The 14219-nt window shown below is 70.6% G+C and carries 14 protein-coding genes; 12 read left to right on the top strand and 2 right to left on the bottom strand.

The window, feature by feature from the left end:
* The first annotated feature begins 46 nt into the window (after window positions 1-46).
* From AB5J87_RS01365 to AB5J87_RS01315, 11 genes are all read left to right on the top strand, one after another.
* The gene (locus tag AB5J87_RS01365; protein ID WP_369383323.1) at window positions 47-931 is read left to right on the top strand and encodes a LysR family transcriptional regulator; all 885 of its coding nucleotides are present in this window, start codon (window positions 47-49) and stop codon (window positions 929-931) included.
* A gap of 72 nt (window positions 932-1003) precedes the next feature.
* Window positions 1004-2065 carry a tartrate dehydrogenase gene (locus AB5J87_RS01360; RefSeq protein ID WP_369372938.1) on the top strand — a complete coding sequence of 354 codons (1062 nt, stop codon included), beginning with the start codon at window positions 1004-1006 and terminating at the stop codon, window positions 2063-2065.
* Window positions 2066-2105: 40 nt separating this feature from the next.
* The gene (dctA, locus tag AB5J87_RS01355) at window positions 2106-3473 is read left to right on the top strand and encodes a C4-dicarboxylate transporter DctA (RefSeq protein ID WP_369372936.1); all 1368 of its coding nucleotides are present in this window, start codon (window positions 2106-2108) and stop codon (window positions 3471-3473) included.
* 143 nt (window positions 3474-3616) lie between these two features.
* On the top strand, window positions 3617-3712 hold the full coding sequence (locus AB5J87_RS01350) for a putative leader peptide (protein WP_369372934.1): 96 nt from the start codon (window positions 3617-3619) through the stop codon (window positions 3710-3712).
* A 144-nt stretch (window positions 3713-3856) separates the two neighbouring features.
* Window positions 3857-5212, top strand: a complete 1356-nt coding sequence (locus AB5J87_RS01345; RefSeq protein WP_369383322.1) for a sulfatase — start codon at window positions 3857-3859, stop codon at window positions 5210-5212.
* Window positions 5213-5635: 423 nt separating this feature from the next.
* A complete protein-coding gene (locus tag AB5J87_RS01340; protein ID WP_369372932.1) occupies window positions 5636-5989 on the top strand; it encodes a beta/gamma crystallin domain-containing protein in 354 nt (117 codons plus the stop codon).
* Window positions 5990-6309: 320 nt separating this feature from the next.
* The gene (locus AB5J87_RS01335) at window positions 6310-6771 is read left to right on the top strand and encodes a pyridoxamine 5'-phosphate oxidase family protein (protein ID WP_369372930.1); all 462 of its coding nucleotides are present in this window, start codon (window positions 6310-6312) and stop codon (window positions 6769-6771) included.
* A gap of 128 nt (window positions 6772-6899) precedes the next feature.
* The gene (locus AB5J87_RS01330; protein WP_369372928.1) at window positions 6900-7817 is read left to right on the top strand and encodes a tyrosine-protein phosphatase; all 918 of its coding nucleotides are present in this window, start codon (window positions 6900-6902) and stop codon (window positions 7815-7817) included.
* Between the two features lie 174 nt (window positions 7818-7991).
* Window positions 7992-8825, top strand: a complete 834-nt coding sequence (locus AB5J87_RS01325) for an STAS domain-containing protein (RefSeq protein ID WP_369372926.1) — start codon at window positions 7992-7994, stop codon at window positions 8823-8825.
* Between the two features lie 181 nt (window positions 8826-9006).
* Window positions 9007-9936, top strand: a complete 930-nt coding sequence (locus AB5J87_RS01320; protein ID WP_369372924.1) for an aldo/keto reductase family oxidoreductase — start codon at window positions 9007-9009, stop codon at window positions 9934-9936.
* Window positions 9937-10125: 189 nt separating this feature from the next.
* Window positions 10126-11637 carry a cryptochrome/photolyase family protein gene (locus tag AB5J87_RS01315; RefSeq protein ID WP_369372922.1) on the top strand — a complete coding sequence of 504 codons (1512 nt, stop codon included), beginning with the start codon at window positions 10126-10128 and terminating at the stop codon, window positions 11635-11637.
* A gap of 56 nt (window positions 11638-11693) precedes the next feature.
* Here the strand turns inward: AB5J87_RS01315 and AB5J87_RS01310 are convergent, their stop codons facing one another.
* On the bottom strand, window positions 11694-12302 hold the full coding sequence (locus AB5J87_RS01310) for a sigma-70 family RNA polymerase sigma factor (RefSeq protein ID WP_369372920.1): 609 nt from the start codon (window positions 12300-12302) through the stop codon (window positions 11694-11696).
* Window positions 12303-12584: 282 nt separating this feature from the next.
* Between AB5J87_RS01310 and AB5J87_RS01305 the strand changes: the two genes are divergently transcribed.
* Window positions 12585-13667 carry a MerR family transcriptional regulator gene (locus AB5J87_RS01305; RefSeq protein ID WP_369372918.1) on the top strand — a complete coding sequence of 361 codons (1083 nt, stop codon included), beginning with the start codon at window positions 12585-12587 and terminating at the stop codon, window positions 13665-13667.
* Window positions 13668-13752: 85 nt separating this feature from the next.
* Here AB5J87_RS01305 and AB5J87_RS01300 read toward each other — a convergent pair whose 3' ends face one another.
* Entirely contained in the window at window positions 13753-14142 is a 390-nt protein-coding gene (locus tag AB5J87_RS01300; RefSeq protein WP_369372916.1) for a VOC family protein, read from the bottom strand.
* Window positions 14143-14219 lie beyond the last annotated feature (77 nt).

Here is a 14219-nt window from a genome sequence, read left to right as displayed (position 1 = left end):
AACCATGGCTGGCGATGGACGAGTTGAGGTCGAGGCGGCGAAGCAGATGGACATCCGGCAGCTGGAGTACTTCCTCGCGATCGTCGACCGTGGCGGTTTCCACCGGGCGGCCTCGGCCCTGTACGTGTCGCAGCCGTCGCTCTCGCAGGCGGTACGGGCACTGGAGCGCGACCTCGGCAGCGAACTGTTCCACCGGATCGGACGGCGGGCGGTGCTGACGGAGGCGGGACGCGCCCTCATCGAGCCGGCCCGCGAGGCCGTACGGGGTCTGGCGACGGCGCGGGCGAGTGTCGCGGCGGTGCGCGAGCTGCGTGAGGGACGCCTGGACGTGGCATCCATGCCGTCCCAGGCGGTGGAGCCGCTGACGACACTGGTGAGTGCCTTCAGCCGCCGCCACCCCGGTGTGTCGGTGGCCATCAGAGCGGCGTTCACCTCGGGTGACGTGATCGACCTGGTGCGCACGGGCGCCGTCGAGCTGGGGCTTGTGGCCTGCGCCGGTCCCGTGTCCGGCAAGGAGGTGGTCGCCCATGTGCTGGGGCGCCAGCGGTTCGTCGTGGTGGTGCCGCCGGACGGACCGTTCACCGACCGCACGGCGATCGAGTGCCGGGAGCTCGCGGGACAGCGGCTGATCGTCGGGCAGCGCGGCACCGGGATGCGCGCGTACGTGGACGGACTGCGGGAGCGGGGCATCGAGTTCGCCGTCACCGCCGAGACCGAGCACCGTGTCTCGCTGATGCCCCTGGTGCTGGCCGGGGTCGGACTCGCCGTGGTCACCGACTCCTGGCGGGAGGTCGCCCGGCGAATGGGCGCCCGCGTCCTGGACATCGAGCCGGAGACCGCCTTGGACATCGTCCTCGTCGGCCGCCGAGGGCAACTGTCCCCCGCGGCAGCCGCGTTCGTCGCCACGGCCGTCCCGGCCCCCGGCAGCTGATAGGCACGGCTTATCAGGGAGATCCGCAACGCGTCTTGGACGCGTGCGGTGCCGCCTTGCTGCAATCGGGGCATGACGACGAAACACCGCATCGCGTTGATCCCCGGCGACGGCATTGGTACGGAGGTGCTGCCCCCGGCCCGGCAAGTGCTCGACGTGCTCGGCCGCCGCCATGGATTCGCTCTCTCCTGCACCTCCTACGACGACTGGTCGTGCCAGCGGTACCTGGGGGAGGGCGCCATGATGCCCGCCGACGGGCTCGACCAGCTGCGCGACAAGGACGCGATCCTGCTGGGCGCGGTGGGGGATCCGGGCGTGCCCGACCACGTCTCCCTGTGGGGGCTGCTGATCCCGATCCGGCGCGGCTTCCGTCAGTACGTCAACGTCCGGCCCATCCGCGTCTACGAAGGCATCGACAGCCCGGTGCGCCGCGCGCGCCCGGGAGAGGTGGATTTCGTCGTCGTACGCGAGAACGTGGAAGGCGAGTACAGCGAGGCCGGAGGCCGCGTCCACACCGGTTGCCCCGACGAGATGGCGATCCAGGAGGCGGTGTTCACCCGCGCCGGTGTGACCCGCGTACTCGACTACGCCTTCACCCTCGCCTCCCGGCGCGCGGGCCGGCTGACCTCCGCCACCAAGTCGAACGGCATCGTGCACACCATGCCGTTCTGGGACCAGCTCGTCGCCGAACGGGCCGCCTCGTTCGCTCAAGTCGCCTGGGAACATGAGCACATCGACGCCCTGGCCGCCAAGTTCGTCCTCGACCCGGCCCGCTTCGACGTCGTCGTCGCCTCCAACCTCTTCGGCGACATCCTCAGCGACCTCGCGGCAGCCGTCGCCGGGTCCATCGGCATCGCCCCGGCCGCCAACCTCAACCCCGAGCGGGAGTTCCCCTCGATGTTCGAGCCGGTGCACGGCTCCGCACCGGACATCGCGGGCCAGGGCATCGCCAACCCCCTGGGCGCGATCGGGGCCGCCGCCATGATGCTCGACCACCTCGGCCATCCGGCCGCGGCCAGGGACATCACGGAAGCGATCGCCTCGGTCCTCGCCAAGACCGACATCCGCACCCCCGACCTGGGCGGAACGGCGACCACGGCCGAGTTCACGGACACCCTCCTCGAACTCCTCTGAGCCACCGCGCCTCGCCCGTTCCGCAACGAGGAGACACGCCATGGCAGCACCCGCACCGCACACCCCTGCCCACGGCGAGCCCACCCGTCGGCCCTGGTACCGGCAGCTGTACTTCTGGGTGCTGACCGCCATCGTCACCGGTGTCCTCACCGGCTGGCTGTGGCCCTCGGTCGGCAGCGAGCTCGGACCGGTCGGCACGACCTTCGTCGCGGCCGTCAAAATGCTGATCGCCCCGATCGTCTTCCTCACCATCGTGGGCGGCATCGGCGGTGTCGACAGCCTCGCACGCGTGGGCCGCGTGGGCCTGAAGTCCCTGCTCTACTTCCAGGCGGGCACACTCGCCGCCCTCCTCGTCGGACTGGTCGCCGTCAACGTCTTCCGGCCCGGCGCCGGAGTGCACGCACACCCCGGCGACCTCCACCTGGCGGGCGACGCCGGACAGTATGTGAAACGGGGCGAGAACCAGGGCTGGTGGCACTTCCTGACCGACCTCGTGCCCAGCAGCGCCGTCGGCGCCTTCGCCGAGGGCAACATCCTCCAAGTCATCTTCGTGTCCATGCTCTTCGGCATCGCGCTCAAGGCGGTGGGGCCGGTGGGCGAGCCCCTGGTCGACGGCGTCCAGCGCCTCTCCGCCGTCGTCTTCAAGATCCTGCACTACGTCATGCTGGCCGCCCCCGTCGGCGCGTTCGGCGCCATGGCCTTCACCATCGGCACGTACGGGATCTCCACCCTCACCAGCCTCGGCCGGCTCCTCGGCCTCTTCTACGGCACGTCCGCGTTCTTCGTGGTCGTCGTCCTCGGCACGGTCACCGGCGCCATGGGGATCAACATCTTCCGGCTGCTGCGCCATCTGCGGGAGGAGTTCGTCCTGGTCCTGGGCACCTCCTCCTCCGAGAGCGCCCTGCCCCGGCTGATGGTGAAGCTGGAGAACCTCGGCATCCCCCGCGACGTCGTCGGCCTCACCGTCCCCACCGGCTACTCCTTCAACCTCGACGGCAGCTCCCTGTACCTGTCCCTGGCCGCCGTGTACATCGCCCAGGCCACCGACACACCGCTGAGCCCGGGCCAGCAACTCGGCCTGCTCGCCGTGATGATCCTGACCTCCAAGGGTTCCGGCGGCGTCACCGGAGCCGGATTCATCGCCCTCGCCGCCACCCTCTCCACCGTCGGCACGGTCCCGGCCGCCGGCATCATGCTCATCTTCGGCATCGACAAGTTCATGTCCGAGTGCCGGGCCCTGACCAACCTCGCGGGCAACAGCGTGGCCACCCTCGTGGTCGCCCGCTGGGAGAACGTCCTCGACACCGAGCGCGTCAACCACGTGCTGCGCACCGGCACACCCCTGCCCGAACCGGCGGTGGCGCGCCAGACCGCGGAACCGTCCGAAAGACTGCCCACGCAAGCCTGAAGCGTTCTGCCCCGGGGCCGCCGTCGCGCCCGCCCCGGCGGCCCCGCTCGAAGGGCACGGGACAGCCCGGAGTACGAAGCGCTTGTGAACAGCCGGGCACTCTCGTTGACACGTATACGCACGCTCGGCGAGGCTCCTGATCCATGCAGACGCCCGCCGACCCCACGGTCACGCTTGTGGAGCGCCGCCACGTCGACCTGGTCCGCGTGGCGAGCGCCATGTGTCGTCGCGCTGCCTGAACCGACCTCCCTTCCCCATCTCACCGGGCATGGGGCGCCGTGACGCGCCGTGCCCCGTTCAGGAGCGCACCCGTGTCCACCCATGAATCGAAGCTGTCGCGACGCGCCTTCGGCGGCGCCGTCGCCGCAGGCACCACCGCCGCGATCGGTGTGCCCACCGCCGACGCCCAGGCCCAGGGCACAGTGCGGGAAAGGCCGTTCAAGGCCGCCGCGCACCGGCGGGCCAAGCGGCCCAACCTCCTCGTCATCCTCGGCGACGACCTCGGCTGGGCCGATCTCTCCTCCTACGGCGCCCCGCACATCAAGACCCCGAACCTGGACCGGCTGGCCCGCCAGGGGGTGCGGTTCACCGACGCCTACGCCGGATCCGCGACCTGCTCGCCCACCCGGTTCAGCCTGTACACCGGACGCTTCCCCGGGCGTACGAAGGGCGGTCTGGCGGAACCGATCGCGGACCGGTCCGCCGGGCTCGAACCCACGCACCCCACGCTCGCCTCGCTGCTGCGCGACGCGGGTTACGCGACCGCGCTCATCGGCAAGTGGCACTGCGGGTACCTGCCGGACTACTCGCCCACCAAGTCGGGCTGGGACGAGTTCTTCGGAAACTTCGGCGGCGCCCTGGAGTCCTACTCGAAGCTGGGGCTCGGCGGAGAGTACGACCTCTACCGGGGCGACGTCCGCGAGGGGGACGCCGAGTACAAGGACCTGCGGTACTACACGCGCATCCTGACCGAGCGCGCCGCCGAGTACGTCCAGCGCGACCACGGCGGCCGGCCGTGGCTGCTCAACCTCAACTTCACCACCCCGCACTGGCCGTGGATCGCCGACGGGGACGAGGACACGAGCGCCGAGATCGTCCGCAGGATCAAGGCGGGCGACAAGAACGCCCTCTGGCACCAGGACGGCGGGTCCGTCGAGAAGTACACGCAGATGGTGCAGGACCTGGACCGGTCCGTCGGGGAAGTGCTGCGCGCCTTGCGGAAGTCCGGGCAGGAGGAGGACACCCTCGTCTTCTTCGCCTCGGACAACGGCGGCGAGCGCTTCTCCTACAACTGGCCCCTTTCGGGAAACAAGGCGTCCCTCCAGGAGGGCGGCATCCGCGTACCCACCATCGTGCGCTGGCCCGCGCGCCTCGACGGCGGACAGGTCAGCCACGAGCCGGTCTTCACCCCCGACTGGACCGCGACGCTCCTGGAGGTAGGCGGGGCCCGGCCGCACCCCGCGTACCCGCTGGACGGGACGAGCCTCGCCCCGTACCTGCTGAAGGGGGAGCGGCCGGCCGAGCGCGAGCTGTTCTGGCGCGTACGCGGTGAGCGCGCGCTGCGGCGGGGCAACTGGAAGTACTACCGGGGCAAGAGCGGTCAGGACCAGCTCTTCAACCTGGCCCGGGACCGGCGCGAACAGGCCGACCGGGCCGTGGACGAGCCGAAGCTCCTCAGCGCGCTGAAGGCGGCGTGGGAGCAGACGGAGAAGGGGTTGCTGGCCTATCCGGCCAGGTGAGACGGGGTTTCCCAGAGCCCGGGGCGCGGTCGGCGCCCCGGGCTCTGCCGTGCGGTGGGGCCTTGGGGGATCCGGTGGCTGCGCCGCCGGACGGTAATTGTGCCTGGAGGACTGCCCGTTCAGTCCTTCGTCACCGATGCGCACGGTCTGTACAAAGGATGAGACTGAACAAAAGTCTGCCTCATTGCCGAAATTGAAACGTGTCAGTTTTCCGCGGTATCGATCTAGACATTTAGGAGAGCAATCCGGCCCACAGGTTCACAGATGATTGCCGTACGCACCTGTCCTGCGTGATATTTGATGAGCAAGTCCGAGAGGCGACGCCACACAAGGGCTGTACGGAGGCGGGGGAGAGTTTTTATGCCTCCATTTGTGCGGCCATGACGTGGGCGCCCCGTTCCATCATCGGATGAAGGAGAACCTGTGATCTCGAAGACGAAGAGGATTGCGCGTTCCGTGGTGCTGGCGATGGCTGCCACCACGGCGGTCACGGTGGCCATGCCCACCGGTAACGCGTTCGCCATCGACCACGTCGAGTGCCGTGGCGGAGAGAACTTCCTGAAGATCTACTCGCACCTGAACGGCCGCTCCAGCGTGGACTGCTACGCGAACAAGGGCCGGGTCTCCTTCGGCAGCTGGTGGGTCGACCGCATCTCCACGGGCAACAACGACCTCGTCTACTACGATGTCAACGGCGACTCGGTCCGCATCAACCGGTGGACCGACATTTCCTTCCCGAACCGTCCCCCGAAGGTCAAGGACATCGAGATCCTCTGATCGGTGAGCGGGGCGTGCCCGAGAGGTATCGTCTCCGCTCGCGTCCCGTGAGGACTCCACTATTTCCTTGTGGGGAAATGAATTCTCCTTCAGGGTGAATTCAATTGTGACAGCGTCGCGATGTGGGCCGTGCGTTTCCCGTGCGGCCTACATCGGCATGCCGTGGCGCGTCCGGTCGGGCCCTGCGGGTTCGCACGGCAAGGGGGTGGTTCCAGGTCCACCCCCGTCGGGCGTGTGCGCGGTCCGGGTGCCGGTCCGCCTCCGGCCCTACGACCTGCGCCCCATGTGCGCCGCGAACCCGCGGGCTAGGGTCGGGACCCATGCAAGGCACGGAGACCATGCGCCGCGACACGGCGCAGCGCAGGCGGGACACACTGGCACGGCTCGGTTCGGAGCGCGATCTGTGGGTGTCGACGGCCCACCCCGACCACGGCCCGCATCAGGTGCCCCTGTGGTTCCTGTGGGACGGAGAGGCCGTGTGGATGTGCACCAGCGCGAACTCCGCGACCGTGCGCAACGTCCGTGCGGAACCGCGTGTACGCCTGGCGCTGCCGGACGCCTTCGACGTGGTGCTGCTGCAGGGGGAGGCGCAGTGCTGTCCCGCGAGGGAGGTGCCGGCGGAGGCCGCGGACGCGTTCGCGGCCAAGTTCGGCTGGGACCCGCGCGGGGAGGAGGCACCCTATGTGTACCTGCGCGTGGTGCCGCGGACCGTGCGTGCCTGGCGCGGAGTGCCGGAGCTGCGGGGCAGGGTCGTGATGCGTGAGGGCGTGTGGGTGGAGTAGTACGGGCGAACGGCCACAGCGGGCGGACGGTCACGGTGTGCGGCCGGGCTGTCGGTTCACGCACGTACCTTCCAGGCTGAAGATCCACGCGCTAGGTTCCCGGCTCTCTCCATGGAAGGAGCCTCTTCGTGGCACCGATACGACGCGCCATCAGCACGTCCGTGCTTGCCTTGGCGCTGGCGATGCCCGTGGTGTCCGGCACCGCGCAGGCATCCCCGGCCGTGCACCCCGCCCACCCCGCCTCCAGCACCGTCGCGGCCCAGCGGGTCCTGGCCGTACCCGGCACGGTCAACGCCCGGGACGTCGGCGGCTACCGCACGTACGACGGCAAAAGCACCCGCTGGGGTGTGCTGTACCGGGCGGAGACCCTGTCGAAGCTGCCGCCCGAGGGTGTGGGCGCGCTCGCCGGTCTGGGGCTGGGCAGCGTGATCGACCTGCGCACCGCGCCCGAGGCGCAGGCCGATGGCGCCGACCGGCTGCCGGCAGGCGTGACCTCGGTCGTTCAGCCGGTCGACGACACGTCGTTGTTCGCGTTCATCGGCATGGTGGTGCGGAGCAAGGACCCCGTGTACCAGGAGCAGCAGCTCGGCGGCGGCAAGGCCGAGGCGAGGATGGACGCCCTCTACCGCGCCTTCGTCACCAACGCGGCGAACCGGGCCGCGCTCGGGGCGGCGATCCGCGTCGTGGCGAACGCGAAGGAGCCCACGCTGTTCCACTGCTCGTCCGGCAAGGACCGCACGGGTGTCCTCGCGGACACCATCCTGCGCGCGGTGGGTGTCCCGGCCGGCACGTCCGAGGGTGACTACCTCCTGAGCAATCAGCTCCGTGCGGCATCGGACGCCGCGCTGAAGAGCCAGATCAAGGCCGCCGGCCTCATGCAGGACCCGGACCTGCTCGACCCCCTGCTCCAGGTGCGCGGCAGCTACCTGGACGCGTTCAGGGCGCAGGCGGTGGCCGACTACGGCAGCTTCGGCGACTTCCTCAGCCGAGGACTCGGGCTCGACACGCTCACCTTGCTCAAGCTGCGGCTCCGACTCGTCGGGTGACGCGAGGAGGGGATCTGGCACGACGCCGGTGCGCACCTGGCAGCGGCCTGGGAGGGACGGCCCTGCTCACGGGACGTGTGCAGGCTCTGTGAGCTTTTGGTCTAAATCAATCCACGGTGGCTATATTTGACGCACTGTCCTCTTCTGTGATCGTGCTGGTTCTCACGTATGGGCATGAGCGATGGGTGGCGGACTGTGGCCGGTGAGCTGGTGGAGTGGGCCGGGCCGTCACGCAACGTACGTGTGGGTGTCTCCCGTACGGGCGGGGCGGTCACCGTCCATGTGGCGGGTGAACTGGACGTCGCGTCGGCGCCGGTGGTCGCCCGGGCGCTCCAGGGCGGGCTGGTGGAGCAGTCGCAGCGCGTCGTGCTGGATCTGAGCAGGGTGACGTTCTGCGGGATGGCGGGAGTGGACCTCCTGCTCGACGCCCGCCGGTCGGCCGCGGAGGCCGGAGGCGCCCTGATGGTGGCGCGCGCCCACAGTGCGGTCGTCCTCCCGCTGGAGACCTGTCGGGAACCGGAGGCGTGGCTGATCGCCGAGGAGGTCCGGACGGCGCCTCTGCCGGAACAGGAGTGGCGCCGACGGAAGTCCGTGGTCTCGGCGGTGCTGACGAGGGCCTTCCAGATCACCGGCGCTCCGATGGGCAACGCCCAGCTGTACGAACCCGCCGGTGAGGCCCTGCGGATCGTGGCGCAGCGGGGATTCCGCCATCCGTTCCTGAGCTTCTTCGAGACGGTGTCCGACCGCGAGACCGCGTGCGGGGCGGCTGCCCGGGACCACAGACCCGTGGTCGTGGAAGAGGTGGTATCCTCGCCGATCTTCGCGGGCAGCCCGGCGCTGGACGTTCTGGTGGACGCGGAGGTGGGCGCGGTGATCTCGCTGCCGGTCACCACCCGCGACGGCACCCTGTTGGGCGTCGCGTCCGTCCACCAGCGGCGGGCCACGGCGTGGCCCGCGGCGCAGCGCCGCAGCCTGGCGGCCGTGGCGCGGGCGGCCTGTTTGCAGTGAGGGAGGCGCCCCCGCTTCCAGATGTCAGCGACAGCGCCGCTCTCGTGACGGTGGCCGCCCGGCGGGTTCGTACCGGCGAGCCGCGCAGTCCCGCGCCCGGATCCTGCGGCGCAGAACGAGCGGCTGGCGTGCTCGCCCCGCCGCCGAGCGGCGGCCGACGGAATCCGACAGGATGGCCCCCATGAAGACCATCGCCTTCCCCGGCACCGAACTCCGCTCCTCCAACGTCGTCCTGGGTCTGATGCGCATCGCCGAGCTCGCGGACGAGGACATCCGCACCCTATACGGGAGCGCGCGCGACGCCGGAATCAACACCTTCGATCACGCCGACATCTACGGGCCCGAACGCCACGCCTGCGAAGAGCGCTTCGGGCAGGCCGTGAAACTGTCCGCCGCCGACCGCGAGTCGATCGTCATCCAGAGCAAGGTCGGCATCCGCTCCGGCTTCTTCGACTTCTCGAAGGAGCACATCGTGCGCACCGTCGAGGAGTCGCTCGCGGCACTGCGCACCGAGTACCTCGACGTGCTCCTGCTCCACCGCCCCGACACCCTCGTCGAACCGGAGGAGGTCGCCGCGGCCTTCGACGAACTGCACGCGGCCGGGAAGGTCGTGAACTTCGGAGTCTCCAACCACACCCCCGGCCAGATCGCCCTCCTCAAGACCGCCGTCCAGCAGCCGCTGGTGGCCAATCAGGTGCAACTGAGCATCACCCACTGCCCGTTGATCGCCTCGGGGATCGCGGCCAACATGGGCGGACTCGACCAGTCCGTGGACCGCGACAACGGCCTGCTCGACTACGCCCGGCTGCACGGCATCACACTGCAGGCATGGTCGCCCTTCCAGAAGGGCTTCTTCGACGGTGTCTTCATCGGTGACCTCGAAAACCACGCGGAGCTGAACGAGGTCCTCGACGAACTGGCCGCCAAGTACGGAGTGACCCCCACCGGCATCGCCGTCGCGTGGATCACCCGCCATCCGGCGAACATGCAGGTGGTGCTCGGCACCACGAACCCCGGCCGGGTCGCGGAATCGGCCGCCGGCTCGGAGCTCCCGCTCACTCGCGAGGAGTGGTACCGCCTCTTCAGCGCCGCCGGACACGTCATTCCCTGATGCCGCGCCGGGGCCCGCTGTGGCGGTGCTCCGGACGGACGGCTCACAGTCCGCGGATACGGCGTGATCCGGAGCCCGTGGGCCACGCGCGTGGCGTGCCGTGCCGGAGGCGTCGGCGTGCAGTTGGATTGACGACGGGCGGTCGCACGGGACAGACGGGCGGTCGTGCCCGGCTACGGACGGAGCGGCATGGCAGCGGAAGAGCCCGCAGCGGTCCACTGGCTGTTCGGTGATCAGCTCGGGCCGCACTTCACCGATCCGGCGCGGGGCGGGCCGCGCCGGAACGCACCGCTGCTCATGATCGAGGCGCGCGGGGTGTTCCGGCGACGGCGGTTCCACCGTGCGAAGGCCCATCTGATCCTCTCCGCGATGCGCCACCGGGCGGCCGAACTGGGCGACCGGGTGCGGTACGTCAAGGCGGACACCTACCGGCAGGGCCTGGAAGAGGCGGTGGGGAAGGCGCCCGTGACGGTCCATCACCCCACCTCCCACCGGGCGCTGCGCTTCGTACGGTCCCTCCCCTCCGTACGGATCCTGCCGGCGCGCGGTTTCCTCGTGACGCACGACGAGTTCCGGCTGTGGGCGGAGGGGCGCGGCACCAAGCAGCTGCGGCAGGAGGACTTCTACCGCTGGGTCCGCCAGTCGCACGACCTGCTGATGGAGGGCGAGCGTCCGGCCGGAGGGCGGTGGAACCTGGATCACGACAACCGGCAGCCACCGCCGCGCGGCGCCTTGGACCTGGGCGTTCCACCGCCGTACCGGCCCCGGGAGAGCGACATCGACGACGAGGTGCGCCGGGATCTGGACCGCTGGTCGCGTGACGGCGACGTACGGTTCGTCGGCGAGGACGCGCCGCGCGCCTTTCCCGCCACCCGCCGTGAGGCGCTCGCCGCCCTGCACCGCTTCGCCGAACACCGGCTCGCCACGTTCGGCGCGTACGAGGACGCCGTCCTCTCCGGGGATCCGACGATGAGCCACAGTCTGCTCTCGTCCTCGCTCAACCTCGGCCTCCTGGACCCGGCCGAATGCGTCGAACTCGCCGAGGCGCGCTGGCGGTCGGGCGACGCTCCGCTCAACAGCGCCGAGGGGTTCGTGCGGCAGGTCGCCGGATGGCGCGAGTTCGTGTGGCACCTCTACTGGCGCTTCGGCGACGAGTACCGCGACAGCAATGTCCTGCGCCACCGCGGGGCGCTGCCCGACTGGTTCGCGGAGCTGTCTCCCGAGGGCACGGACGCGCACTGCCTCTCCCGGACGCTCGAACAGGTCAGGGCGGGCGGCTGGACGCACCACATCCCGCGTCTGATGATCCTCGGCAGCTTCGCGCTCCAGCGGGGCTGGGAGCCCCGGGCCGTCACCGACTGGTTCCACCGCGGCTTCGTCGACGGCTACGACTGGGTGATGGTGCCGAACGTGGTCGGCATGTCGCAGTACGCGGACGGGGGCCGCATGACCACCAAGCCGTACACCTCCGGAGGCGCCTACATCGACCGCATGAGCGACCTGTGCGGCCCGTGCCGGTACAAGCCGTCCGTACGCGTCGGTGAGGACGCCTGCCCCTTCACGTCCGGGTACTGGAACTTCCTGCACCGCCACCGCGAGCGGTTCGAGCGCAATGCGCGGATGGCGCAGGCCGTGCGGGGCCTGGACCGCCTCCGCGACCTCGACGAATTGCTGGCGCAGGAAGCCGCACGCGCGGAGTGAGCGAGGGCTGGGAGAAGGACGGTGTCGCCCCGGCTGCTATGCGTGGGGCCGCTTGTTCACGCGGCGGGCGCTGATGTCTCGGTGAGGCGGCGGCGCAGGGTGAGCAGGCCGCGCCGGATGTGGCTCTTGACCGTACCCAGCGGCAGACCCGTGAGTTGGGCGATCTGGGTGTGCGTGAGGTCCCGGTAGTAGGCCAGAGCCACCAGCCGGCCCTGGGCGGCGGGCAGGGTGCGCAGGGTGGAGTCGAGCACCACGCGGTGCACGCACCGCTCCTCCTGCCCGTCGGTGTGCTGGACCTCGTACGCCGTCGCGAGGCTCGTGGTGACGAGGGTGCGCCGGGTCCGTGCGGTGAGCGCGTCGGCGATCTTCCTGCGGGTGATGCCGACCAGCCACGCGGAGACGGGCCCACGCTCCGGGTCGTAGCCCTGTCTGCCGCGCCAGGCCGCCATGAACACCTGCTGGGTGACGTCCTGCGCCTCCTCGTGGTCGCCCAGCTTCCGGACGGCCAGGGTGTAGACCAGGGCCGCGGTGCGGCGGTAGAGGGCGGCGAAGCACTGGAGGTCGCCGCGGATCAGGCCGGCGCCCAGTGCGGCGTCGCCCGGTTCCTCGTCACCGGTCCTGGCGTACGCGTGCGAAGCGCACAGCCGGATGTCTGTGGTGTCCATGCGCGTCTCCCAGCGTCGCACCGCGCCACTCGGACGCGGCGTCCCGGGTGCCGGCAGAGTGAGCCCGGGCATCTGCATGGTGGTGGCCATTGATCGCTCGGGCCAAGACGCAGCGTTTCTGCATTGATTTGCCGGTGACCCACTTGCAGCGATTGAGGCCGGGCGGTGCGGGCAGCAAGATGCGGCACTACCTGGAGTGGTAGCCGTATACACGGCCTCGTGCAGACGGCTCGATGCCGACTTGCAGCGGTTTTCCCGCGTCGTTGCGCGTACGGTGGGTCCATGAGCAGTCCCCCTGCGCGCGGTGCGGCACCGGACGACGAGCAGGGCGCCGGTGCCGTCCGCACCACGGGCGCCGTGGCCCGCACCCTGGGGGTGTCACCGGCCACGATCCGCTCCTGGGAGCGCCGCTACGGCATCGGGCCCGCGCGACGGGAGGACGGTCGGCACCGGCGGTGGACGCCGGACGACGTCGCCACCGTCCAGGAGATGTGCCGGCTGGCCGCGCTCGGTGTTCCCCCGGCCGAAGCCGCGCGGGCGGCACTGGAGGCGCGGACCGAGGAGGGTGAGGTGCGTACCGGCCGGCCCGCCACCGCGCACGCCGCCCCCGGCACGCCGAACACCGCCGGTACGCCCAACACCCCCGCCGTGTCGGGCCTCCCCGGCACGCCGACCGGTGCCGGGCGGACACCCGGTGGACGCGACGCCCTGCCGCTCGGCGACGTCCGCCAGGAGTGCCGCGGGCTGGCCCGTGCCGCGGTCCGCCTGGACGCGCCCGCCGTCACCGAGCGGCTTGCCGCCGCGCTGAGCGAGTACGGCCTGGTCACCGCGTGGGAGGAGATCATCATGCCCACCCTGCACGCGGTCGGACGCAAGTGGGCGACCGCCGGGGAGCGGTACGTCGAGGTCGAGCACCTGCTGTCCTGGCAGGTGTCCTGCGCCTTGCGTGGCCTGGTGGGGGCGCCGTCGGAGCGGACGGGACTGCCGCCCGCGCTGCTGGCCTGCACTCCGCAGGAGCAGCACAGCCTGCCGCTGGAGGCCCTGGCCGCCGGTCTGGCCCAACGCGGGCTTCCGGTGAGGATGTTCGGACCCGCCCTCCCGGCCGAGGCCCTGTCGGACGCGGTGCGCCGGCTCGGCCCCGCCCTGGTCGTGCTGTGGTCCCAGAGCCGGACGACGGCGCAGCCGGAGCTGGCCCGTCGGATCGCGGGCATCGGATGGGGCGTCAAAGGCGCACGGCGACACCCCGTCCTGTTGCTGGCCGGACCCGGCTGGGCCGGAACTGTGCCCGCGCCCGGGTGGGGGCGGCCCACGGGCCTGCGCCCGGCCCTGCGCATGATCGAGTCTCACCTCCTCGCGCTCGCTTAGCGGTTGGCTCCGGCGGTGCTTCGGTGTGGAGCATGCCGCCGGGGTGTGTTCACCGTCGCCGGGCGGGGCCGGAACCGTGGTGGGCTCAGCGGCCGGTGGGCGCGTTCCAGTCGACGAGCTGGACGATGACGCCGTTGGGGTCGCGGACCTGGAAGGCGCGCTCGCCCCACTCCTCGTCGGTGAGCGGCATGGTGATCGCGACTCCCTCGGCGCGCAGTCGCGCCAGCTCGCCTTCGAGGTCGTCGACGGTGAAGGCGAGGATCAGGCCGGTGGCGTGTTCGTCGCGCTGGTCGGCGGGCAGGGTGGCGAGGCCACGCCGCAGGAATATGACGTTCATCCCGATGTCGTCGCGGGTCAGGGAGGCGAAGCCGTCGGCGGCCATGTCCTCGTGGAAGCCGAAGTGCTCGATGAGGAAGGCGCTGGAGGCGGCGACGTCCTCGACGTTCAGCGACACGGCACTGGCGGTGATCTGCACGGGGGCTCCTCAACGTGGCGGTCGAACTTTCTCTGTACATCGTACATTGTACTGCGTATAGAGAAAGGGTGCGAGAA

The organism is Streptomyces sp. cg36 (assembly GCF_041080675.1).
Classification (GTDB): Bacteria; Actinomycetota; Actinomycetes; order Streptomycetales; family Streptomycetaceae; genus Streptomyces.
This window is presented reverse-complemented; position numbering and strand designations above follow the sequence as displayed.

Bases quoted from the DNA above. Each gene is read 5' to 3' on its own strand.
- AB5J87_RS01365 (WP_369383323.1), top strand. From the start codon at position 47: ATGGACATCCGGCAGCTGGAGTACTTCCTCGCGATCGTCGACCGTGGC.
- AB5J87_RS01360 (WP_369372938.1), top strand. From the start codon at position 1,004: ATGACGACGAAACACCGCATCGCGTTGATCCCCGGCGACGGCATTGGT.
- dctA (WP_369372936.1), top strand. From the start codon at position 2,106: ATGGCAGCACCCGCACCGCACACCCCTGCCCACGGCGAGCCCACCCGT.
- AB5J87_RS01350 (WP_369372934.1), top strand. From the start codon at position 3,617: ATGCAGACGCCCGCCGACCCCACGGTCACGCTTGTGGAGCGCCGCCAC.
- AB5J87_RS01335 (WP_369372930.1), top strand. From the start codon at position 6,310: ATGCAAGGCACGGAGACCATGCGCCGCGACACGGCGCAGCGCAGGCGG.
- AB5J87_RS01325 (WP_369372926.1), top strand. From the start codon at position 7,992: ATGAGCGATGGGTGGCGGACTGTGGCCGGTGAGCTGGTGGAGTGGGCC.
- AB5J87_RS01320 (WP_369372924.1), top strand. From the start codon at position 9,007: ATGAAGACCATCGCCTTCCCCGGCACCGAACTCCGCTCCTCCAACGTC.
- AB5J87_RS01315 (WP_369372922.1), top strand. From the start codon at position 10,126: ATGGCAGCGGAAGAGCCCGCAGCGGTCCACTGGCTGTTCGGTGATCAG.
- AB5J87_RS01310 (WP_369372920.1), bottom strand. From the start codon at position 12,302: ATGGACACCACAGACATCCGGCTGTGCGCTTCGCACGCGTACGCCAGG.
- AB5J87_RS01305 (WP_369372918.1), top strand. From the start codon at position 12,585: ATGAGCAGTCCCCCTGCGCGCGGTGCGGCACCGGACGACGAGCAGGGC.